The sequence below is a fragment of the Arthrobacter bambusae genome (assembly GCF_022606295.1).
In the GTDB taxonomy this organism is placed as follows: Bacteria; Actinomycetota; Actinomycetes; order Actinomycetales; family Micrococcaceae; genus Arthrobacter; species Arthrobacter bambusae_A.
This window is the reverse complement of the sequence record NZ_JAHHZS010000006.1, coordinates 141559-161355: the sequence shown is the minus strand read 5'-3', so window position 1 is coordinate 161355 and position 19797 is coordinate 141559. Positions and strand designations below refer to the sequence as shown.

The 19797-nt window shown below is 64.7% G+C and carries 19 protein-coding genes; 7 read left to right on the top strand and 12 right to left on the bottom strand.

Annotated elements, in window-relative coordinates; genetic code table 11:
- Positions 1-19: 19 nt before the first annotated feature.
- The 5 genes from KNN17_RS06405 to KNN17_RS06385 all read left to right on the top strand — a co-directional run bounded on the left by KNN17_RS06405 (position 20) and on the right by KNN17_RS06385 (position 5133).
- Positions 20-1354, top strand: a complete 1335-nt coding sequence (locus tag KNN17_RS06405) for a SufS family cysteine desulfurase (RefSeq protein ID WP_241707967.1) — start codon at positions 20-22, stop codon at positions 1352-1354.
- A complete protein-coding gene (sufU, locus tag KNN17_RS06400) occupies positions 1351-1866 on the top strand; it encodes a Fe-S cluster assembly sulfur transfer protein SufU (protein ID WP_241707966.1) in 516 nt (171 codons plus the stop codon). The genes KNN17_RS06405 and sufU overlap by 4 nt, the downstream gene beginning before the upstream one ends.
- Before the next feature lie 68 nt (positions 1867-1934).
- Entirely contained in the window at positions 1935-2072 is a 138-nt protein-coding gene (locus KNN17_RS06395) for a hypothetical protein (RefSeq protein WP_241707965.1), read from the top strand.
- Between the two features lie 536 nt (positions 2073-2608).
- Entirely contained in the window at positions 2609-4147 is a 1539-nt protein-coding gene (locus KNN17_RS06390; protein ID WP_241707964.1) for a polysaccharide pyruvyl transferase family protein, read from the top strand.
- Complete coding sequence (locus KNN17_RS06385) at positions 4144-5133, top strand: glycosyltransferase family 2 protein (protein ID WP_241707963.1); 990 nt, start codon at positions 4144-4146, stop codon at positions 5131-5133. Before KNN17_RS06390 ends, KNN17_RS06385 begins: the two co-directional genes overlap by 4 nt.
- On the opposite strand, the gene nhaA is transcribed toward KNN17_RS06385, so the two are convergent.
- From nhaA to KNN17_RS06370, 3 genes are all read right to left on the bottom strand, one after another.
- Positions 5130-6419 carry a Na+/H+ antiporter NhaA gene (gene nhaA, locus KNN17_RS06380; RefSeq protein WP_241707962.1) on the bottom strand — a complete coding sequence of 430 codons (1290 nt, stop codon included), beginning with the start codon at positions 6417-6419 and terminating at the stop codon, positions 5130-5132. The genes KNN17_RS06385 and nhaA overlap by 4 nt on opposite strands.
- Before the next feature lie 183 nt (positions 6420-6602).
- Positions 6603-6824 (bottom strand): SCO4848 family membrane protein, encoded by a 222-nt coding sequence (locus KNN17_RS06375; protein ID WP_241707961.1) that lies wholly within the window; start codon positions 6822-6824, stop codon positions 6603-6605.
- Between the two features lies 1 nt (position 6825).
- The gene (locus KNN17_RS06370; RefSeq protein WP_241707960.1) at positions 6826-7323 is read right to left on the bottom strand and encodes a DUF2505 domain-containing protein; all 498 of its coding nucleotides are present in this window, start codon (positions 7321-7323) and stop codon (positions 6826-6828) included.
- Positions 7324-7465: 142 nt separating this feature from the next.
- Between KNN17_RS06370 and mfd the strand changes: the two genes are divergently transcribed.
- Positions 7466-11182 (top strand): transcription-repair coupling factor, encoded by a 3717-nt coding sequence (mfd, locus tag KNN17_RS06365; protein ID WP_241707959.1) that lies wholly within the window; start codon positions 7466-7468, stop codon positions 11180-11182.
- Positions 11183-11185: 3 nt separating this feature from the next.
- Complete coding sequence (locus KNN17_RS06360) at positions 11186-11992, top strand: metal-dependent hydrolase (RefSeq protein ID WP_241707958.1); 807 nt, start codon at positions 11186-11188, stop codon at positions 11990-11992.
- Between the two features lie 9 nt (positions 11993-12001).
- Here the strand turns inward: KNN17_RS06360 and KNN17_RS06355 are convergent, their stop codons facing one another.
- From KNN17_RS06355 to KNN17_RS06315, 9 genes are all read right to left on the bottom strand, one after another.
- The gene (locus tag KNN17_RS06355; RefSeq protein WP_241707957.1) at positions 12002-13234 is read right to left on the bottom strand and encodes an OmpL47-type beta-barrel domain-containing protein; all 1233 of its coding nucleotides are present in this window, start codon (positions 13232-13234) and stop codon (positions 12002-12004) included.
- Complete coding sequence (locus KNN17_RS06350; protein ID WP_308196775.1) at positions 13231-13707, bottom strand: hypothetical protein; 477 nt, start codon at positions 13705-13707, stop codon at positions 13231-13233. The genes KNN17_RS06355 and KNN17_RS06350 overlap by 4 nt, the downstream gene beginning before the upstream one ends.
- A 49-nt stretch (positions 13708-13756) precedes the next feature.
- On the bottom strand, positions 13757-14596 hold the full coding sequence (locus KNN17_RS06345) for a COG1470 family protein (RefSeq protein ID WP_241707956.1): 840 nt from the start codon (positions 14594-14596) through the stop codon (positions 13757-13759).
- Positions 14597-14669: 73 nt separating this feature from the next.
- Positions 14670-15152, bottom strand: a complete 483-nt coding sequence (locus KNN17_RS06340; protein ID WP_078105874.1) for a hypothetical protein — start codon at positions 15150-15152, stop codon at positions 14670-14672.
- Positions 15153-15494: 342 nt separating this feature from the next.
- Positions 15495-15719 carry a hypothetical protein gene (locus tag KNN17_RS06335; protein ID WP_078105872.1) on the bottom strand — a complete coding sequence of 75 codons (225 nt, stop codon included), beginning with the start codon at positions 15717-15719 and terminating at the stop codon, positions 15495-15497.
- Between the two features lie 53 nt (positions 15720-15772).
- Positions 15773-16477: a deoxyribose-phosphate aldolase gene (gene deoC / locus KNN17_RS06330; protein ID WP_241707955.1), complete on the bottom strand. Its 705-nt coding sequence runs from the start codon at positions 16475-16477 to the stop codon at positions 15773-15775.
- A gap of 166 nt (positions 16478-16643) precedes the next feature.
- Positions 16644-17555, bottom strand: a complete 912-nt coding sequence (locus KNN17_RS06325) for an FAD-dependent oxidoreductase (RefSeq protein ID WP_241707954.1) — start codon at positions 17553-17555, stop codon at positions 16644-16646.
- 177 nt (positions 17556-17732) lie between these two features.
- The gene (locus KNN17_RS06320) at positions 17733-18680 is read right to left on the bottom strand and encodes an acetoacetate decarboxylase family protein (RefSeq protein WP_241707953.1); all 948 of its coding nucleotides are present in this window, start codon (positions 18678-18680) and stop codon (positions 17733-17735) included.
- Positions 18681-18754: 74 nt separating this feature from the next.
- A complete protein-coding gene (locus KNN17_RS06315; protein WP_241707952.1) occupies positions 18755-19765 on the bottom strand; it encodes a LacI family DNA-binding transcriptional regulator in 1011 nt (336 codons plus the stop codon).
- Positions 19766-19797: the final 32 nt, after the last annotated feature.

Here is a 19797-nt window from a genome sequence, read left to right as displayed (position 1 = left end):
CTGACAAGGAGCACCGGTTTTGACAATGGTTTCCACCCCCGCGTGGGGAGATGCCCAGGTTTCCGCACTCGATGACGATGAAGTCCGTCGCATCCGCAACGACTTCCCCGTCCTTGAGCAGGAAATCAATGGCAAACCGCTGGTCTACCTCGATTCCGGAGCCACCTCGCAGAACCCCCGGAGCGTGCTTGAGGCCGAGCAGGAATTCTATGAGCAGCGGAACTCCGCCGTCCATCGCGGCGCGCACCACCTTGCAGTGGAGGCGACGGACGCCTTCGAGGATGCGCGTGCCACCGTGGCTCGTTTCGTGGGCGTGCAGGACGATGAGCTGATCTGGACCGCCAACGCCACCGCTGGCCTGAACCTCCTGGCCTATTCGTTGTCGAACGCCAGCGTGGACAGGGCCGCAGGCGGCACCGGGCGTTTCGCCCTGAAGCCGGGTGACGAAGTGCTTGTCACCGAAATGGAACACCACGCCAACCTGATCCCCTGGCAGGAGCTGTGCCGGCGGACCGGGGCGACACTCAAGTACATCCCCATTGACGACGCCGGTGCGCTGCGCCTTGAGGAAGCGGCACGCCTCATCACCGCGCGCACCAGGATCCTGGCCTTCACCCACACTTCGAACGTGCTCGGCAACATCAACCCCGTGGACGTGCTGGTCCGCATGGCACGCGAGGTAGGCGCCTTGGTGGTCCTCGACGCCTGCCAGTCCGCGCCGCACCTGCCCTTGGACTTCAAGGCCCTGGACGTGGACTTCGCCGTCTTCTCCGGCCACAAAATGCTGGGGCCCACGGGGATCGGCGCGGTCTACGGGCGCAGCGAATTGCTCAATGCCATGCCGCCGTTCCTGACCGGCGGTTCCATGATCACCACGGTGACCATGGAAGAAGCCCGGTACCTGCCGGCCCCGCAGCGCTTCGAGGCCGGAACCCAGCCTATTTCGCAGGCCGTGGCCCTCGCCGCCGCCGCAAACTACCTCAGTGAAACGGGAATGCACCGGATTGCCCTTCGCGAGGCGGAGCTCGGCCAAAAGCTTGTCACGGGCCTCAGCGCCATCGACGGCGTGCGGGTGCTCGGACCCGGGCCGGGGGAAGAACGGACCGGACTTGCCGCCTTCGACGTCGCCGGAGTGCATGCCCACGACGTCGGGCAGTACCTCGACAACCTGGGCATCGCTGTCCGGGTGGGCCACCATTGCGCCCAGCCCCTGCACCGCAGGCTTGGCCTGAGCGCTACCACGAGGGCCAGTACCTACCTGTACACCACCTCCGAAGAAGTCGACATGCTCGTTGAGGCCGTTGCCCAGGTCAGGCCCTACTTTGGGGTAACCGCGGCCGGAGCCGCATCATGAGCGGCCTGGACTCCCTGTACCAGCAGCTGATCCTGGAGCACTCCAAGGCCCGCAGCGGGGGAGACCTTGCCAAGCTTCCGGCCGCAGCGGACGCGGGACGCGGGGACGCGGGACAGGCTGGGACGGGACAGAGCCACCAGCTCAATCCCGTGTGCGGGGACGAAATCACCCTCCGGCTCAGCCTCGGCGCCGACGGGGATGGACAAACCGTTACCGAAATCCACTGGGACGGCGACGGTTGTGCCATTTCGATGGCGTCCGCGTCCATACTCAGTGAAATGGCACCGGGCATGTCCCCGGTGTCCCTTCGACACACGATCGATCACTTCAGGGAATTGATGCGTTCGCGCGGCAAGCTGGAAGCTGATGAGGAATTGCTCCAGGATGCTGCTGCCCTGGCCGGGGTGGCCAAATATCCTGCCCGCGTCAAGTGCGCCATGCTCGCATGGGTTGCCGCGGAGGACGCACTGCGCCAGGCCGAGGCGAGCCAAGGGGTATCCCGGCCTCTCTAATGCGCGGAGCCGAAGGTCGAGTAGCGTCCACTCTATGTCGCGCACTTGGCCGGACCTAGCCTCGAAGCATGATTACCTTGGAGAGCAGGCGCGAATGGCGCCGGAGCCAGCATCGGGTCCGCCGGGCGGAGTTCGTGGTCGTGGGAATGTTGCTCGTCCTCGTCGCGACCACCATCCTTGCCGCCGTCGCGGGGCTGGTGCAGTAAAGAACGGAAGCTCGAACGCAGCCATGCTGCGTCGTTCACCGCTGGCAATACGACGTTGGAAATCGGACGAACAAAGAAAAGAAAAGCTCGGACCCGCAAATACCGGTCCGAGCTTTTTTGTACCGTTGGCCTAGTCATCGCATCATTTGGGTACCGCTGCGATGAGCACCGAAATTGACATGATACCGAGAATTGCCCACACAAAGATCAATGACCAGTTCTTCTCGTGGGCTTTCCTGTGGGCCCCATGCCACACTCGTTCCATACTATTCGCGTCCATATCAGCAAGGTATTCCTGCCGATTCCGCCCAAACAGCGTGCCAACCACCCTACTTGAACGGCTCATTACTCCAATCGAAATTTCGGCTACTCGTATCATTCCCATCAGGGCATTTCCTGGGTAACAGCACTCAAAACCCGGGGAATCACCGCGGTTCGGAGATCCCGGGAGAAGAACGATAGGCTGTTTCAGCGCATCCGGAAGTGCATAGGCCTCAAGCCAATGCAGCCGCTGCGTGCCGTGAGGGAAGGACCGAGTGTTGAAGATTCTTGTGCAAGGCGACCTGGGCCAGGTGGCCTACCACGTAGGTGACGAGGCGATGGCAATCGCCGCGGCCGATGAGCTTCGAGCCCGGTTGCACGCCGGAATCGTCCTCCTCACCCGTGACCCGGGACAGACCAGGGAACTTTACGGCACAGACGCGATAGGCACCTTGGTGTTCCCTTGGCCGCCCGCCGAACGCACTAAGCACTTGGAGCTCGTCCGCCGGGCCGCTCGCGGAGACCGGACTGCCTTGCCCCCGGAAGATTCCGTGTGGCAGGTCATCGACGAAGTGAAGTCGGCCGACGGCGTGCTGATCGCGGGCGGCGGCAACATGAATTCCCTCTACGGATGGTTGCTGTACGAACGCGTGGCACTTGGCCTCATCGCAAAGGAACTGGGCAAGCCCTTGGTGGTGAGCGGCCAGACCTTTGGTCCCACGCTGTTGCCCCAGGACCAGCATGTTCTTCACGAACTCCTGGATTACGCGGCATTGGTGGGCGCGCGGGAGCCATCCTCCTATGCGTTGGGCTTCCAGATGGGCTTGGATTCCGGGAAACTGACCAGGGTCCTGGACGACGCGAGCTTCCTGGTCCCGCCCGGAACGCCAGGGATGCCGGCCGGATCGGCAAGGTTGCACGATCCAGCCGGGGAGGAATCCGGGCTTCCGAGCGGCCCCTTCATCGCGGCGACCTTCGGTCCTGAATCCTGGCGGGACGGAACCCGCAGCCTCGCGAAATTGGGAGAAGCGCTGGACCGTGCCGTGGAGCTGACCGGGCTTCCGGTGTATCTCATCCCACATGTGGGTCCTCTGGGCCACGATGGCCAGGGTGGTGACCACGAGTCCCATGAGACGGTTGTGGCGCACTCCCGCAGCGGCCGGATTCACGTATGCCCCGTCCTTCCTGCCCCCGCCGCCGCGGCCTTGACCGTGGCAGCGGATCTGGTGCTGACAAACCGCTACCACCCTGTGGTCTTCGGCCTCGCGGCAGGCGTGCCCGTGGTTGCGCTCGCGAATGACGCCTACTCGGACGTAAGACTGCACGGAGCCATGGGCAATTGGGGTGTGCAGGACTGGGCCTTGCCGCTGAACAGCCTCGACATCGGTGGTTTCGACCACGCCATCGCCGAGGCCTGGGCGAGGCGCGCGGAGATCCGTGAGCACCTCGAATCGTTGCGTCCCGGGATACGTGCCGTCCACGAGAACTGGTGGGACGCCGTCGCAAGCATTTTCTCGGCAACGGATGCCGAGGCAGCTAAGGGGCTGGGGGACGTCGTGACGCTTGGATCGGACTCGGAATGGGCCACGCAGGCCAGGGGGCAACGCGGCCAGTTCCGTGCCTTGAGCGGGGGAATCGCCAGCCTTTGGACGGAGTGGGACGATGTCCGCTCGCAACGGGACCTGCTGTTGCATGAACGGAATGAAGCGATGGAAGAAAAGGAACGAATAGTGCGATCACGATCGTTCAGGACCGCTTCCCTGTTGCGCCGGGGCGCCGGCCTGCTGCGCCGTGTTTCGGGAGGCCGTCGATGAACGCCCAGGCCCGCGTCGCCGTCGTCGTCCGCACGAAGAACCGGCCGGTCCTCCTGCGCCGGGCGCTCGAGGACATCTTTGACCAGTCCTTTGAGGATGTTGCGGTGGTCGTCGTGAACGACGGCGGGGATCCGGTTCCCGTGGATGCGCTCGCCAGGACCTGGGACCACCTTCCCGCCGGCAAGCTGACGATCCTCCACCACGGGGCCAGCAAAGGCATGGAGGCCGCGTCCAACGCGGGAATCCAAGCCAGCGCCTCGGAGTTCATCTCCATTCACGACGACGACGATCGTTGGCACAGGGACTTCTTGAAGAAGACCGTGGGGTTCCTCGACGGGACGCCGCAGGCCCAGGGCGTGGCTGTCCGGACGGATATCGTCTATGAGGAGATCCGCGGGGGAGTCATCGAGCAGACCGGCTCCCAAGGGTTTGAGCGTGAGCTTCGGGCAATCACCCTGTCAGATATGCTTCGAACCAACCGGGTGGTGCCGATTTCCTTCCTGTACCGCCGTTCCATCCTCGAGAGGATCGGGGTCTACAACGAAGCGTTGGACGCCGTGGGAGATTGGGAGTTCAACCTCCGTTTCCTTTCGGATTCCCCCATCGAATTGCTGGACGGCGAGCCTCTCGCATTTTGGTGCCATCGACCATCAGAGCGCGGCGACATGGGAAACAGCGTCATAGCCGGTGCCGATGACCACCAGAAGTTCGACCGCTACGTCCGTGACGTCTACCTTCGCGAAGAGGCAGGCAAGACCGGATACGGAACGTTGCTTTATTTGGCCCAAATGCACGGCCAGCAAGAAGGCTCGATCCATGCGTTGCGCGAATTGGCCGAGCGGATAAATTCAAGCGTGGACGAGCTCGGACGAAGGGTGGCCTCCTTGGAACAAACCGTCCTGAACAGGACGAGTTTCACTGATCTCGCGAGGCGGCCGGGCCGGTTGACCGGCAGGATCGTCCGGTTCCTGCGCGGCAACCGCTAAAAGCCAACCCATCCGCCGTCGTCCGCTTGTTCCTCCCACGTGACCCGGCGGTAGTGCCGATTCCGGGCTTTGAGCACGACGGCGGCAAGCACCGCGGCGGCGACGGAACCGGCGAGGATGGCCACTTTCGCGTGGTCATCGTGCGGAGAGCCAGTGCCGAAGCCCAGCTCGGCGATCAAAAGGGAGACGGTGAACCCGACGCCCGCCAGCATGGCCAGCCCCGCGACGTCGATCCACCCGAGGCCGTCATCGAGCCGCGCGCGGGTGGTCTTGGTGATCAGGAATGTGGTGCCGAAGACTCCTGCCGCTTTGCCCGCCACAAGGGCCAGCACGATGCCGATCGCCACGGGATCGCGCAGGGCAGCTCCGAGGCCCCCGGCGCCGCCCAAGGCCACGCCGGCGGAGAAAAACGCGAAAACAGGCACCGCAAAGCCGGCGGAGAAGGGGCGCAAGCGGTGTTCGAAGCTTTCGGCGAGCCCGGTCGCAGGCTCGCCCTTCTTGCCGGAGGCCACGACCGGCACGGCGAAACCGAGCAGGACACCCGCGACGGTGGCATGGATTCCCGAGGCATGGACGAAGGCCCAGGTGGCTGCGGCCAGGGGGAGCAGCAGGTACCAGCTCCGGACGCGTTTCTGGACCAAAACGGTAAAGAGGGCCAGCGGCACGGCGGCGGCCAGCAGCATGAAGGGCTCCAGGCCGCTCGAGTAGAAGAACGCGATGATGCCGATGGCAATCAAGTCGTCCACCACCGCGAGTGTCAGGAGGAAGGTCCGCAACGCAGCTGGCAAATGCGTGTTGATGACCGCGAGGACGGCCAGGGCGAAGGCGATGTCCGTGGCGGTGGGAATGGCCCAGCCCCGGAGCGTTTCCGGGCCCGAGCCGAGGTTGACGACCACGTAGATGAGTGCGGGAAGGACCACGCCGCCCACTGCTGCCGCCACCGGGACGATGGCTTTTGCGGGCTTCCGCAGTTCCCCGGCCACGAATTCGCGCTTGAGCTCCAGCCCCGCAATGAAGAAGAACACGGCCAGGAGCCCGTCGGAGGCCCAGTGGCCCAGGCTCAATTCGAGATGCCAGGGGGCGTAGCCGATCTTGACGTCGCGCAGCGCGAAGTAGCCGTTCGCGAGGGGTGAGTTTGCCCAGACGAGCGCGGCCACCGTGGCGGCGAGCAGGAGTGCCCCTCCAACGGTTTCAGTGCGCAGAATGGCCAGGATCCGTTGGTATTCCGGGAGACTGGATCGGCTGAAAACCGTGGAAGGGGCAGCGGGGTGCGGACGGTTCGCCATGTGGCTCCTTGGGAAGTGCGGGGGTCGACAAAACTATTGCCGACCAGACTTCCCGGCGCACCTGTGTTCTATTTTAGCGGAACGGTCACCCACCCTGCCGTGCCCCCAACTAGCTCGCATTTGTTGTCGTTATGAGCCCTCATAACGACAACAAATGCGAGCTAGTTGGGGCCGGAAGGGGCGTTACGTGAGCAGCGCCGCGATCCCGATGACCGCCGTCGCGAGTCCGAGCACCATGGAGATGGTGACCAACACGACGTGCACCGTGAGGAACTTCGTGGCTTTCCCGTTGGAGTCGCGGGCACGGGAGTCTGCCATGACACGCCGCAGGAACTGTGGCCACACGATGAGGGACCACGCACCTGCGACGATCAGTACGATCGACAGCCCGGCTCCCAGCTGCATGCTAGTGGCTTTCGAGCCAGGCCTGGGCCTGCTGCGACTGGATGTTCAAGGCCTTGCCCACCATCGGTTCTGCTGCGTCGGCGATCTTGCCGCCGAGGAACGGGACCGACGACGTGACGGCACCTTCGAGCTCGACGCGGGTGTTGCCGCCGTCGGCCACGAGGCGCTGGACTGCGGTGACATCAAGCGGGGCGCCGGAGATCTTCAGGGAGATGTTGCTGCTCCGGGAGCCGTCGGCGGTCGGGGCGTCCCACTTCTCGGTCTGGGTGACGGTGAGCTTCTCGCCCACGAACTTGCGGGCGATCTCCGGAAGGCGCGTGGTGGGCAGCGTGCGGACCGTGGTGGTGGTGAAGGCGCCGGCGACGTCGCCGTCGATCTGGAATGACTCCAACGTGCCGCCGACGTACTCGCTCGTGTGGCGCAGGAAGTCTTCGTCAATGAAAGTAGCGGCTACGCGGTCGACGCCGTAGGGCAGGGTGGTGGATGCGTTCAGGGCCATGGGGTCCTCCGTGAATATCTCGGTTGAAAGCTCTTGCGGCTCCCAAACATCCTACGGTGTGGTCGGGGTAGGCTAGGAACGCCCCGGGATTCGAGAGAATTTCGGGTTTTCGTGCTGCCTTCCCCCATCCCAGGAGAGCCAAATGAGCCCCAAAGGCCAACCGTCAGCGGTCAACTCCGGAATCAGCCCTGCCGCTGCTGTCGCATCGCTTGATGGATTGCGGCGTGCCCTGGGTGAGGACCGGACGTTCTCGCGGGTCAGGCCCGAGGCTTCGCGCGCGTTTAGTGAACGCAGTAGCGATTACCAGATCAGCGCCCCGGCGGGCTTGAGGGCTGCGCTGCTGGCGGAGATGGCCGACGGCCTCGCCTCCCGGAATCTCGACGACAGCGCGGTGGTGTTGGCCGTGACGGCCACGGGCCGGGAAGCCGAGGACCTCACCGCGGCTTTGGCCGCCTACCTTCCCGCGGACTCGGTAGCGGCCTTCCCCAGCTGGGAAACCCTGCCGCACGAAAGGCTCTCCCCGCGCTCGGACACCGTGGGACGCAGGCTTTCGGTCCTTCGGCGCCTGGCCCACCCGGAGAGCTCGACGGCGGGCCCCCTGCGGGTGGTCGTGGCACCGGTTCGCGCCGTGGTCCAGCCGGTCGTGGCAGGCTTGGGCGAGCTGGTCCCCGTGACGTTGAGCGTGGGGCAGGAAATGCCTTTCAGCGACGTGGTACGCCGCCTTGCCGACGCTGCCTATTCGCGCGTCGACATGGTTACCCACCGCGGTGAATTCGCCGTCAGGGGCGGTATTTTGGACGTCTTCCCACCCACCGAAGACCACCCGATCAGGGTGGAATTCTTCGGCGACGAGGTGGACCAGATGCGTTGGTTTGCGGTGGCAGACCAGCGTTCGCTCTCCGGCCCGGGCGTGCACCACCCCACCGAATTGCACGCCCCGCCGTGCCGGGAAATCCTCATCACGCCGTCGGTCATGTCCCGGGCGGCCAAGCTCAAGGCAGACTTGCCGGCCGCCGCGGACATGTTGGAAAAGATCGCCGGCGGCATCGCCGTCGAGGGCATGGAGTCCCTGGCCCCGGTCCTGGTGGACGCGATGGTGCCTTTCGTGGACCAGTTGCCGGCCGGTTCGATCGGTGTGGTCATCGAGCCGGAGAAGGTCCGCACCCGCGCGCACGACCTCGCGGCCACCAACGAGGAGTTCCTCGAGGCGGCTTGGTCCACGGCGTCCGACGGCGGGACGGCGCCCCTCGATCTCGACTCGGTGTTGGGCTCCCAGGCCGCTTCCGCCTTGCATGCGGCCAGTTTCCGATCCTTAACGGACACCCGGAGCGCAGCCCTGGCCCACGGCGTGTCCTGGTGGTCCATCACATCATTGGCGACGGACGAGGAACTGGTCCTCGACATCGACGTCCTGAACCTGCACGCCCGGGAACCTCGCGGCTACCAGGGTGACGTCGCGGAAATGCTCGAATTCATCGGTTCCCACGTGCGCGAGCAATGGCGCATCGTGGTGGCGACCGATGGCCCTGGGCCTGCCCAGCGTCTCGCCGAGTTGTTCCATGATGCGGATATCCCGTGCTCCCGCGTCGAATCCCTGGCCCACGAACCGCAGGCCGGGATCATCGAGGTAACCACTGCCGCCGTCGGACGCGGTTTTGTCCTGGACGGCCTCAAACTAGGGCTGCTGACGGAAGCGGACCTCCTGGGCCGCACCTCGGCCGGGTCCACGAAGGACATGCGGCGCATGCCCTCCAAGCGCCGCAACGCCGTCGACCCCCTCCAGTTGCACGCCGGTGACTTCGTGGTCCACGAACAGCACGGGATCGGCAAGTTCGTGGAGCTGATCCAGCGCAAGGTGGCCGGTTCCTCCCCGAACGATGAAGGTCTCCGCGAGTACCTCGTGCTCGAGTACGCAGCGTCCAAGCGGGGTGCCCCGGGCGACCGGCTTTTCGTGCCGACGGACCAGCTGGACCAGGTGACCCGCTACGTCGGGGGCGACACGCCGTCGTTGAGCAAGATGGGCGGAGCGGACTGGGCAAGCACCAAGTCCAAGGCCCGCAAGGCCGTCAAGGAAATCGCCGGTGAGCTCATCAGGCTGTACTCGGCCCGCATGGCCTCGCGCGGGCATGCCTTCGCGCCGGACACGCCGTGGCAGCGGGAGCTCGAGGAAGCCTTCCCGTATGTGGAGACGCCGGACCAGCTCACCACGATCAACGAGGTCAAAGCCGACATGGAACGCGAGATCCCCATGGACCGCCTGGTCTCGGGCGACGTCGGCTACGGGAAGACCGAGATCGCCGTCCGCGCTGCGTTCAAGGCGGTACAGGACGGCAAACAGGTCGCGGTGCTGGTTCCCACCACCCTGCTCGCCCAGCAGCACTACGAGACATTCACGGAGCGCTTTTCCGGATTCCCCCTGCGGGTCAAGCCGCTGTCAAGGTTCCAAGGTGCCAAGGAGGCCAAGGAGACCATAGAAGGAGTCAGGAACGGCTCCGTTGACGTGGTCATCGGCACGCACCGCCTGTTGTCCAAGGACTTCGAGTTCAAGGATCTCGGCCTGGTGATCGTGGACGAGGAGCAGCGCTTCGGTGTGGAACACAAGGAAGCGCTCAAGAAGATGCGCACCAACGTGGACGTCCTTGCCATGAGTGCCACCCCCATCCCGCGTACCTTGGAAATGTCCCTCACAGGCATCCGCGAAACGTCCACACTGGCCACACCGCCGGAGGAACGGCACCCCGTGCTGACCTACGTCGGGCCGTTCACCAACAAGCAGACCTCCGCGGCGATCCGGCGCGAACTCATGCGCGAAGGCCAGGTCTTCTTCGTCCACAACCGGGTGTCCTCGATTGAGCGCATCGCCGCCCAGATCCGGGAACTCGTTCCCGAAGCCCGCGTCGAAGTGGCGCATGGGCAGATGTCCGAGAGCCGCCTGGAAAAGATCATCGTGGACTTCTGGGAGAAGCGCTTTGACGTCCTGGTCTGCACCACCATCATCGAAACCGGCCTGGACATTTCCAACGCCAACACCCTGATTGTGGACGGCGCGGACAAGTACGGCCTGTCGCAGCTCCACCAGTTGCGCGGCCGCGTGGGCCGTGGCCGCGAACGCGCCTACGCGTACTTCCTGTACCCGAGCGAGAAGCCCCTGGGCGAGGTGGCGCTCGAGCGGCTCAAAGCCGTCGCCACGCATAACGAGCTCGGCGCCGGCATGCAGTTGGCCATGAAGGACCTCGAAATCCGCGGCGCCGGCAACCTGCTGGGCGGGGAGCAATCCGGGCACATCCAAGGAGTCGGCTTCGACCTGTACATCCGGCTGGTGGGTGAAGCCGTGGCCGAATACCGCGGCGAGGCGGAAGAGAAGGCTGCCGACATGAAGATCGAGCTGCCCGTCAACGCCCACCTGCCGCACGACTACGTGCCGGGCGAACGCCTTCGCCTCGAGGCCTACAGGAAACTGGCCGCAGCCATCACCAACGACGCCATCGACGAGGTCCTGGCTGAACTCGTGGACCGTTACGGTGAGCCGCCGCTGCCCGCGAAGAACCTGATCGCCGTCGCCCGGTTCAGGGTGGGTGCCCGCGAAGCCGGACTGTCCGACGTCGCGCTCCAAGGCAACTTCATCCGTTTCTCGCCGGCCCAGCTGCCTGAATCAAAGGTCATGCGGCTCAACCGCATGTACCCGGGCTCGCAGATCAAGCCTGCCCTCGACGCCGTGCTGCTCCCCAAGCCGAAGACGGCGAGGATCGGCGGCCGGGACCTGCAGGACGCCGAGATCCTCGAGTGGGCCAACACCGTGATCGAAGCCATCTTTTTCTCGGCTTCGCCGACACCCAGCGCTTCGCAGACCGCAGGCTAGCCGATGATGGGAGGACACCACGCCGCGTCCGGGGCCGCGGCGTGGATAGCTATCGCTTCAACCGGCCCGTACGCGCTGGGCTGGTACCCGCTGGACGCCACCGGAATCCTCATAGGAGCAATGACGACGGCGGGGACTGCCTTGGTGTGCGACTGGGACCACCGCGCAAGCACCATCGCCCACTCACTGCCGCCGCTGTCCAACGTGATTGCCGTCGGGATCGAGAAGGCCAGCGGAGGGCACCGGCAGGGAACCCATTCGCTTCTGGGTGCCTCGGCATTCGTGGTGCTCGCCGCCATGGCTGCCCAGCTCCAGCTGGATACTCCCGTGGGCCGTTTGTCCATCGGGGCCGGGCTCTTGTGCATGTTCATGGTCAATTTGGCCGCCAAAGCACTCAAGCTGTTCCCGAAATCCGGGTGGATCACCAACTGGGTCTTTGCCCTTGCCATGGCCGGCCTGGTCACGTGGTTCGCCCCGCATCAGTGGAGCTGGCTGCCCTTGGCCATGCTCACCGGCGTCGTGGTCCACATCGTGGGCGACATGATCACCACCGGGGGAGTGCCGCTGCTGTGGCCCATCGTCATCAAGCCGCCGAAGTTCTGGCGCAAACTGCCTTTGGTCAGCGGGATCTGGCGGTCCAACGGCGCCTTCTCCATCCCCCTGCTTGGCAAGGCCGGTTCCCGGCGGGAATGGCTTGTCCTGATACCCGTGGGCGGCTATGCCATGGTTGGATTCGGGCTTGCGGCGTGGGCATTGCTGCGAAACAAGTGGCCGGCACTCCTGGCGCTCATGTTGGGCCTGGGTGGATGACGGTGGAATTCAGAACTTGGACTTGCCGCCGGAGGTGATGGTTCCAACATGGTTGCCCGCCTTGTCCGCTGCACCCGTGACCGGGCTGTACACGGGAGTAGCCGGTGAGAGGCCGGTTCCCGCAGTGCCCCCCGTACCCGGCATGCCGAGGGTGATGACCAGTGTCCCAGTGGACTGGGTCCAGGTCATCGTGGACGAGGTGAAGTCCAAGGACGACGTGGTACTGGTGTTGTAGGCGGCGCCAAGGGCGACGCTGCCAAACGACGGTACCGCGCAGCTCGTGCTGCTGAACGTCAAAACCTCGGCAGTGCTGATGCTGGCCATGCCGCTGGCCGTCTGGCTGGCGGAGGTGGAGTCCCAGCCACTGCAAAGGGTGTGTGGGTCCATGTCCGTGGAAAAGGCGATGGTGAGCGTGTCGCCAGTGCTTGCGCGTCCGGCGTTGCCGCCGCCCCCGCCGTTGGCCATGGTCACGGAACTGACCGTCGGGGCTGTGGTGTCGATGTTGACCGTCTGGGTCTGGGGTGTGCTGGAGTTCCCTTCGACATCGGTGGCGAAATAGGACACCGTATGGGTGCCGTTGCCACTGACACTTACTGCGGCTGTGGCCGCGTTTACCGTTACCGCGCTGCCGCCGTCGACCGCGTACTTGATGTTCGCAATACCGGATCCGCCCGTGTTGTCCACGGCGGCGAGGTTCACGGTCACCGGGCTGGTGTTGTCATAGCCCAAACCGTTCGGCGTCGGGGATATTGACGTCACGCTGATAGTGGGCGGCGTCGAATCGGTATTTACGGCAGCACTGCGGGCGCTTTCCGCGCCCGCCCACAAGGAGATGACGGGCGTCACGGTGTAGAACCAGGAGCCGCCCGGCACGCTTTGTTCAATGCAGCTGAGGGTGGTCACCGTGCCCGCGCAGCCCCCTCCTGCGGCTACCGCGGTACCACCGCTCGCAGAGGTGTAGCGCGCGACGGTGTAACCCGTCACTGCATGTCCGGCCGGTGTGGAGACCGCAGCCCAGCTGATGGTGATATTCGTGCCGCTCAGGGACGCAGCGGGAGTGCCGCCTTGCGGCATGCTGTCGGCTTTTGCCGCCCCGAAGTTGCTGCTGCTCAGCGACTGCCAATAGGCGTTGGCCGCCGGGCCGCCCCAGGAGATGAACAGTACCGCAAGGAGCGTCCACGTCACGCGACGGCGGACCACTCGATTGCGTCCGCTGCCTGCAGAGTGCCTGGGCTTGTTCATTTGCGGACCGCCATCGTTACTGGAAGGTGGAATACGGCGCCTTGGCAGCTGGATTGTGAGGCCGTCGACATCGACGCGGTTGCCGGCAGGGTGATCAGAATGGAGGAGTTTGCCGGTATGGACAACGTTGGCGCCAAAGGAGCGGCCGGGGCGTTGAACGTCACGCCCGTGGTGGTGCACAGCGGGTGGGATGCATCCGCCGTCGCGGTGCCGTTGGCGGTGAAACTGTACACCTGCACCGCGAAGGCGTTTGGATTGCTTGCCCGGACGATCACGTCTGCGCTACCGCCGGGGACAAGTGTTGTTGATGGAGTGTCTCCGCCCACGAGGGCGTCTACCGTGACGGTCTGCATGGTGCCTGTGGCTGCCGCGCCGCTGCCTGCTCCGATCGTGGACCAGTACGCGTAGGCCGAACCGACGCCCAACACCAGGGTCAGCAGGAGGGCCGTCACGGCTGCTTTGGCTGCGGTCAAGGATCCCGCCTTCATCCGCCTGTTCGCTCTCATGTCATTCGCCCGCATTTCAATTGCCCTGTCCCGTTCCGGAGTAGGAAAGCTGGAGGGTTGCGCCTTTGCAACCGTCCTGGTTGAGCGAGCTATTCAGCATCTTTATCTGCGGCCATTGATTTGCAGGAATTCCATTTCCCAAGAGCGAAGAATTGCCCGGCGGGGTGGAGAGCGGATAACTGCCGCTGAATTGGGCGATGAGGTAGTCCGAGGGATTGCATGGCAGGTTGTTTGCCACTGCCTGGGCAGTCCTTGTGACTCCCGCGATGGAAACAGTGAGGCCAGTGACGCTGAGGATGGAATTGCCCGGATTCGTCAATTGCAGATTGATCGGTACGACGCTGCCCGGGGCCAGAAGACCGGTGGGACCGCCTGAGATGGTGAACGGTGCGTGCTGCCCGGCGCTCACCGTCAACGAAACGACGACGACGGCGGCCTGTAACGTTCCGCTGGTGCCCTTGAGGCTCAGGGAGTAGTTGCCAAGGGGTGTGGCGGAACTCGTGGACACGTCAAGGTTCGAGGTTGCCGATCCTGGCCCGGCGGCGACGACTGCGGGCGAAAACGATGCTGTGGCGCCCGCTGGCAGTCCCGAGATTGTCAGTGAGACGTTCCCAACAAACCCGCCCGAGGGCTGGACCACCACGTTGTAGCTTGCCGAGGTACCCTGGGTGACAGATCTGCTGCTTGGGGCAAGCTGCAGGGTGATGCCCATTTGGACGCCCTGGTTGCCATTGCTGCCGGCGGCGAGCACGACGCCCGATGTGAGGGTCACCAAGAGAAGGCCGGCCAGAAGCACTTTCGCTCCCGCGCGAACGGTGCGGATCGGCGATCGGAATAACTCCGGAATGCGTGGCACCGTTTGCTCCTCTGGGTTTTTTTGCGTGGCTTCTGTGGAGGCAGCACAAGCTGGTGGGCCCACCAGTTCTTGCCTAGTGGCTGGCGTAGGCGAGGTTAACAGTCGCGCCCTTGCAGCCATCCTGGTTGGTGTCGGTCTTATCGTTGAACGCGATCGTCGCACCGCCCCAACTGCTGACGCCCGTACCGCTGGCCACTTCGTGGCCGACGGTCATCAGCGCGCCGCTGAGCGTGAAGTCGCTCGCATCGCATGTTCCGCCTGCACCAGCGGCCTGGGTCACGCTTGCGATGCTCGCCGTCACGTCAGCAACGTAAACCGGGCTCGTGTTGGGGTTATTGAAATTGCCGCTCAGAGGCTGAGCTGCCCCGCCCGGCTGCAGACCGCTGACGACGCTGGTCTGCACGGCCGTGATGGTGGTGTTCGTCCCTGTTGCTCCGGAACCGGAACCGCTGCCCGTGGTGGTCCAGTAGGCGTAGGCCGCTCCGCCGCTTGCCGCCACGAGGGCGATTGTTGCCGCTGCCGCGTAGACTTTTCCTTTTTTGCTCAATTTGCGCATGAGTGAGACTCCTTTGTGAATTGGTGTTCCCCAGAACAGGCGACAGCGGCAATGAATTCGAAAATTCCAACCCTTGCTTCGATTGCCCATTCAATCGATGACCAAATGCTTGCATGGGCGGTCTTTAACTAACAACGAGTGGTGTTACCCGTCTTTCGCTGTCAAAAGCGAGTGGTACTACTTGTTTCGACATTCTTTGCTGGGAAAACGACGGCGACACACCCTCTTTTGGGGCGTGTCGCCGTCGTCCGCGTTCAAAAGAGGTCAGAAGTGGTGGAGTGACGCTTAAACGACTGTGGCCCCGGACCGAAGTCCGGGGCCACAGCGTTTGAAGTTGGGTTCTTAGCTCTCGCCGGCCGAGTTGGAGCGGCCGAGGATGGTCTGCGGGATCCAGAACGCGAGGCCAAAGAGGACCAGGCAGACGGCCATCGGCCACGTGTTCTCAAGCGTCAGGAACGTGAGGGAGTAGATGGCGCCGAGGAAGAGGACCATGCTGATCACAAAGAGCAGAATGCTCTGGCCCAGCGGGTTCTCTTTTTCGATGGGCTGGCTGGTGTTCTGTGACATGCTTTCCTCCTCGGCCCCGAGGGGCTCAAAAACTATGGCGGCTGCCGGGAAACTCAGTACGCGGATGAACCTTGTTCACCTTTGACGATGGCAATTCCGGAGCTCGCACCGATACGTGTTGCACCAGCAGCAATCATAGCCTGTGCATCGGCCAGGGAGCGTACTCCGCCGGAGGCTTTGACGCCGAGGTCCGGCCCCACGGTGTTGCGCATGAGGGCCACGTCTTCCACCGTGGCGCCGCCACCGTTGAAGCCGGTTGAGGTCTTGACGAAGTCCGCCCCTGCCTCCACGGATGCCTCGCAAGCCAGGACCTTTTGCTCGTCATTCAGCAGGGCGGTCTCGATAATGACCTTCAGGATGGCTCCGCCCGCGTGGACCGCCTCCGCTACGGCCGTGATGTCATCCACCAACGCGCCTTTGTCTCCAGCGCGGGCCGCGGCGATGTTGATCACCATGTCCACTTCATCCGCACCGTCCAACACTGCGCCGCGTGCTTCGAAAGCCTTGACGTCGCTGGGTGTGGCGCCGAGCGGGAATCCGACGACCGAGCAGGTGAGCACTCCGGAACCCTTGAGTGCCTTGGTGACGGTCTTGACCCAAATCGGATTGACGCACACGGACTTGAACTTGTACTCCGCGGCCTCCGCGCAGATCTGGCGCACCTCGGCTTCGCTGGCCTCTGGCTTGAGGAGCGTGTGGTCGATGTAGGAGGCGATGCTTGCACTATTGTCCAGTGCGGGGGAGGCTTCGTTGCTCATGGAGGTCCTTCCGTGGCGGGCCGGATGTGCCGCACGGGTCGCGGCTCGTCAAATGACCATCTTGCCACACTGCCCGGGCGCCGCGGAGGCTCCCTGTGGGGCGCCGGGGCGCCCGGTATCGGGCTCCCCGGCCCCCAGTCCGGCGAAGGCACCCGGCTGCGTCGTCTCAGGCCGCGGCGACGGCGGAGCGTGCTGAACGCGGGGACTGCGCGGGGCTGGAGGAGCGGAGCCTGGCGTCTTCCTCGAGCCGGGCGGCGCAATGGGCCGCCGCTGCATTCGAGGAGAACACGAGACCAAGGCGCATGCCGTCCCGGGAGGCGGCGTCGCCGATCGCCCAGATGCCTGGCACCGACGTGGCGAAGTCGCGCCCCACCCTGATGCCGCCGTCGGGAGCTGTTTGCAGGCCCGCGCTTTCAGCGAGCCCGTTGCGGGGGAGCCGTTCCTCGGCGAGCACCACAAGATCGCCGTTCATGCTGCTCCCGTCCTCGAAAATGATCCCGGTGGCCGGCAGGGCCGAACCGGCGACGGAAGGCATGACAGCGGCCGGCCGCAAGGTGGTTCGGATAGGCCGGACTCCGCGGGCACGCAGCACAGCCTCGGCCTGGCCGGCTGCCGGACCGGTGCCAACCAAAATGCCCAGCGGCCGACGGCCCAGAACGCGGGTGATGTCCTGGACTGCGGTGCCGATCTGTTCGGCGTCGTCGATGGTGGAGTAACTCAGGCTCCGCGCGGCGCCTTGGACCGGGGGAAACATGGGGGAGGAGCCGGTGGCAATGACCAGCTGATCGTAGGGGAACTCGAGGCCCTCCGTGGTGGTGACCGTGCGGGCGTCGGCATCGATGAAGCTCGCGGCCTGGCCGAAACGCATGGAGACCTGGGGGAGGGCGGCGAGCTCCAGGAGCTCATCCGGGCAATCGTCGCGGTTGCTCAGGACGGTGATGGTGCCGTGGAATGCAGCCGTTCCCGGCTGTCGCGATGTAGCGCTGCTGCCTGTCAGCCGACGGACCAGGGCCTGGGCTGCGGGCCCGGCTCCGGCGATGACGAGGTGGATGGAGCCTGCGGACGGGGTGATGGACATGGCGGGTCCCTTCGCTGAACTGAGCTGTGGTGGATGTGCCTGTGCCCAGCGTAGGCGCGGGGTTTTTCGGTGGTGTTTCCCCGTTGTTGCCATTTGGCGGTGACCCGTTCCCTAATGGTTACCGGCCGGTAATGAGCTGGGTCACACGGGCGCGGGCGCGGCAACAATTCGGGACAGTTAGTGCGCAGTGCGGGAGCGGTCCGGAGGCGCCAACCACTGCTGACCTTGGCCAAGCCCGACGACGCTGTCCATCGTGCCTGCGCCCCCGAGGGCCGCCGCACTTGCTTGCGTGGAAGCCGTAAGGAACCAGCCCTCGACGTGGTCGTCCAGGAGGCTATGAGCGTGGGGAAGCCACCCGGTGAACACTGGCTCGGGTGCCACCTGGAGGGCTTTCAAGGGTGCGACGCCGGGAGCGTCGCCCAAGACGAGCCGCGCCTTGGCCTGCCTGCCGTAGGTGACGTTCGCCGTGCCCTCTACATAGCTGTCCGACTTCCAGAGCATCCCACGGAAGGCGCAGTAGTTGGAGACGGCGAGCCCCACCGGGAGCCCGACCGGAGGAGGCTTTTCGATTTCGACATAGCAGCCCAGCATTCCGTCCTGGTCGTACTGGGCTGAGACGGTGGCGTCCGTGACTACGAAGTCGAGGTTGGCCTGATGCTTGGGCATGCCCCAGATTCCCTTGCCGCCCTTGACCGAGATTTCGGTGTTGACCGGCAGGTCCAACACGAAGAGGCCCAGCCTGAACGACTTCTGGAAGATGAGCGGCAGGAACGGCGGGACGGGCCGGCTGCCGTGGGTGACGGCAATGGCCAGGGAATATTCGATGTATGTGCCGATATCCGTCGACGTATGGTTGACCACCATGACCATCAGCAGGGCCTTGCCCCCGAAGCTGAAGGGCCGCAATTCCTTGCCTGGGAGCAGTCCAGCGGCGGCGCGTTTGTTGATGGGAAAGGCCGCCATCAGCATGGGGGAGTCGTTCGACTCAAGCGGCATCACATGATTGATGCCATCCACTTTGGCGTACTGGCCGCTGAGTCTGGTCTGGCGGCGTGGGACCGGTGAGGGAAGCAAGCTGTGGAAGGACCTGTGCATCGCCGCATGCAGCTGTGCGAAGTTTTTCATGGCCGTTCCTCGGGACCAACAGCGAATCTACGGCCATGGTCCCACCGGGCCGGGCATCTGTCCATGACGCGGACTTAGCGCCTGGGCGCCGCCGTCGAGTTGCGGATGACCAGTTCGGGCGTGAGGCGCTCGTCCGCGACGGGAGCCTCGGGATTGTTGAGCCGGTCCATGGCCACGGCTCCGGCGACGCTTCCCAGTTCCATCGCGTGGAGGTCGACCGACGTCAGGTCGATGCCGTGGAGCCGGCCGGTCCGTGAGTTGTCGTAGCCCACCAGCGACAGGTCCCCGGGAACGGCGAGGCCCCTGGCGTAGGCAGCTTCGCGTGCCGCCATGGCGAACTGGTCATTGTGGGCGAAGACGGCGGTCGGGCGGTCCGCTGAGCCAAGAATTTCAACTGCGGCACGCTGTCCGGCAGCCTGGGTGAAGTCATCCGCCGGTACGGTCCAGGGAACCAGGCCGGCGTCGCGCATCGTCTTTTCGTAGCTTTTCCGCCGGACCGTGTGGCCGTGATAATCGGGTCCAGCCAGATGGGCGATCCGGGTGTGTCCAAGGCCGAGGAGGTGTTCGGTAGCGGCGCGGGCGCCGGCGTCGTCGTCCGAATAGACGCTGTCGACGCCGGGTACCGGCCGCGCGACGCTGACGATCGGGACTATTTGTGCAAGTTCCTGCACCCGTTCGTCCGGGTCGAGCAGCGTTGCGGCGATGATGATCCCCACCCGCGCCTCGATCAGCGATTCCACGGCACCCGGATCCACGCCGTCGATAGACTGGGAGACGCTCAGGATGAGTCGGTTGCGCGCCTGGGGGAGCGCCATCCTGACGCCGCTGAGGATGTCGGCGTAGACCTCGTTGTGGATGTCCATCAAATAGAGCCCGACGGCGGAGCGATGCTTGCGTGCCAGGTCGGCGGCGGCCGCGTTGGGCCGGTAGCCGAGACGTTTTGCCGCGTCGAAGATGGCCTGTTTCGTCTCGCCGCTGACACCGGGTGCATCGCGGAAGGCGAAAGACACAAGCGTGCGGGAGACGCCGACTTCACGGGCCACATCGCTCTGTGTCGCGGGACGAAGCTGCCGGTCAAGACCCATGGGTTCATCTTCCCACGGCGCAGAGGTCTCAA

Excerpts from the sequence above, each read along its gene's own strand:
- KNN17_RS06340 (WP_078105874.1), bottom strand. The coding sequence starts at position 15,152 with ATGCGCAAATTGAGCAAAAAAGGAAAAGTCTACGCGGCAGCGGCAACA.
- KNN17_RS06360 (WP_241707958.1), top strand. The coding sequence starts at position 11,186 with ATGATGGGAGGACACCACGCCGCGTCCGGGGCCGCGGCGTGGATAGCT.
- KNN17_RS06325 (WP_241707954.1), bottom strand. The coding sequence starts at position 17,555 with ATGTCCATCACCCCGTCCGCAGGCTCCATCCACCTCGTCATCGCCGGA.
- KNN17_RS06355 (WP_241707957.1), bottom strand. The coding sequence starts at position 13,234 with ATGAACAAGCCCAGGCACTCTGCAGGCAGCGGACGCAATCGAGTGGTC.
- KNN17_RS06395 (WP_241707965.1), top strand. The coding sequence starts at position 1,935 with ATGATTACCTTGGAGAGCAGGCGCGAATGGCGCCGGAGCCAGCATCGG.
- KNN17_RS06335 (WP_078105872.1), bottom strand. The coding sequence starts at position 15,719 with ATGTCACAGAACACCAGCCAGCCCATCGAAAAAGAGAACCCGCTGGGC.
- KNN17_RS06375 (WP_241707961.1), bottom strand. The coding sequence starts at position 6,824 with ATGCAGCTGGGAGCCGGGCTGTCGATCGTACTGATCGTCGCAGGTGCG.
- KNN17_RS06370 (WP_241707960.1), bottom strand. The coding sequence starts at position 7,323 with ATGGCCCTGAACGCATCCACCACCCTGCCCTACGGCGTCGACCGCGTA.
- sufU (WP_241707966.1), top strand. The coding sequence starts at position 1,351 with ATGAGCGGCCTGGACTCCCTGTACCAGCAGCTGATCCTGGAGCACTCC.
- KNN17_RS06315 (WP_241707952.1), bottom strand. The coding sequence starts at position 19,765 with ATGGGTCTTGACCGGCAGCTTCGTCCCGCGACACAGAGCGATGTGGCC.
- KNN17_RS06385 (WP_241707963.1), top strand. The coding sequence starts at position 4,144 with ATGAACGCCCAGGCCCGCGTCGCCGTCGTCGTCCGCACGAAGAACCGG.
- deoC (WP_241707955.1), bottom strand. The coding sequence starts at position 16,477 with ATGAGCAACGAAGCCTCCCCCGCACTGGACAATAGTGCAAGCATCGCC.
- nhaA (WP_241707962.1), bottom strand. The coding sequence starts at position 6,419 with ATGGCGAACCGTCCGCACCCCGCTGCCCCTTCCACGGTTTTCAGCCGA.
- mfd (WP_241707959.1), top strand. The coding sequence starts at position 7,466 with ATGAGCCCCAAAGGCCAACCGTCAGCGGTCAACTCCGGAATCAGCCCT.
- KNN17_RS06320 (WP_241707953.1), bottom strand. The coding sequence starts at position 18,680 with ATGAAAAACTTCGCACAGCTGCATGCGGCGATGCACAGGTCCTTCCAC.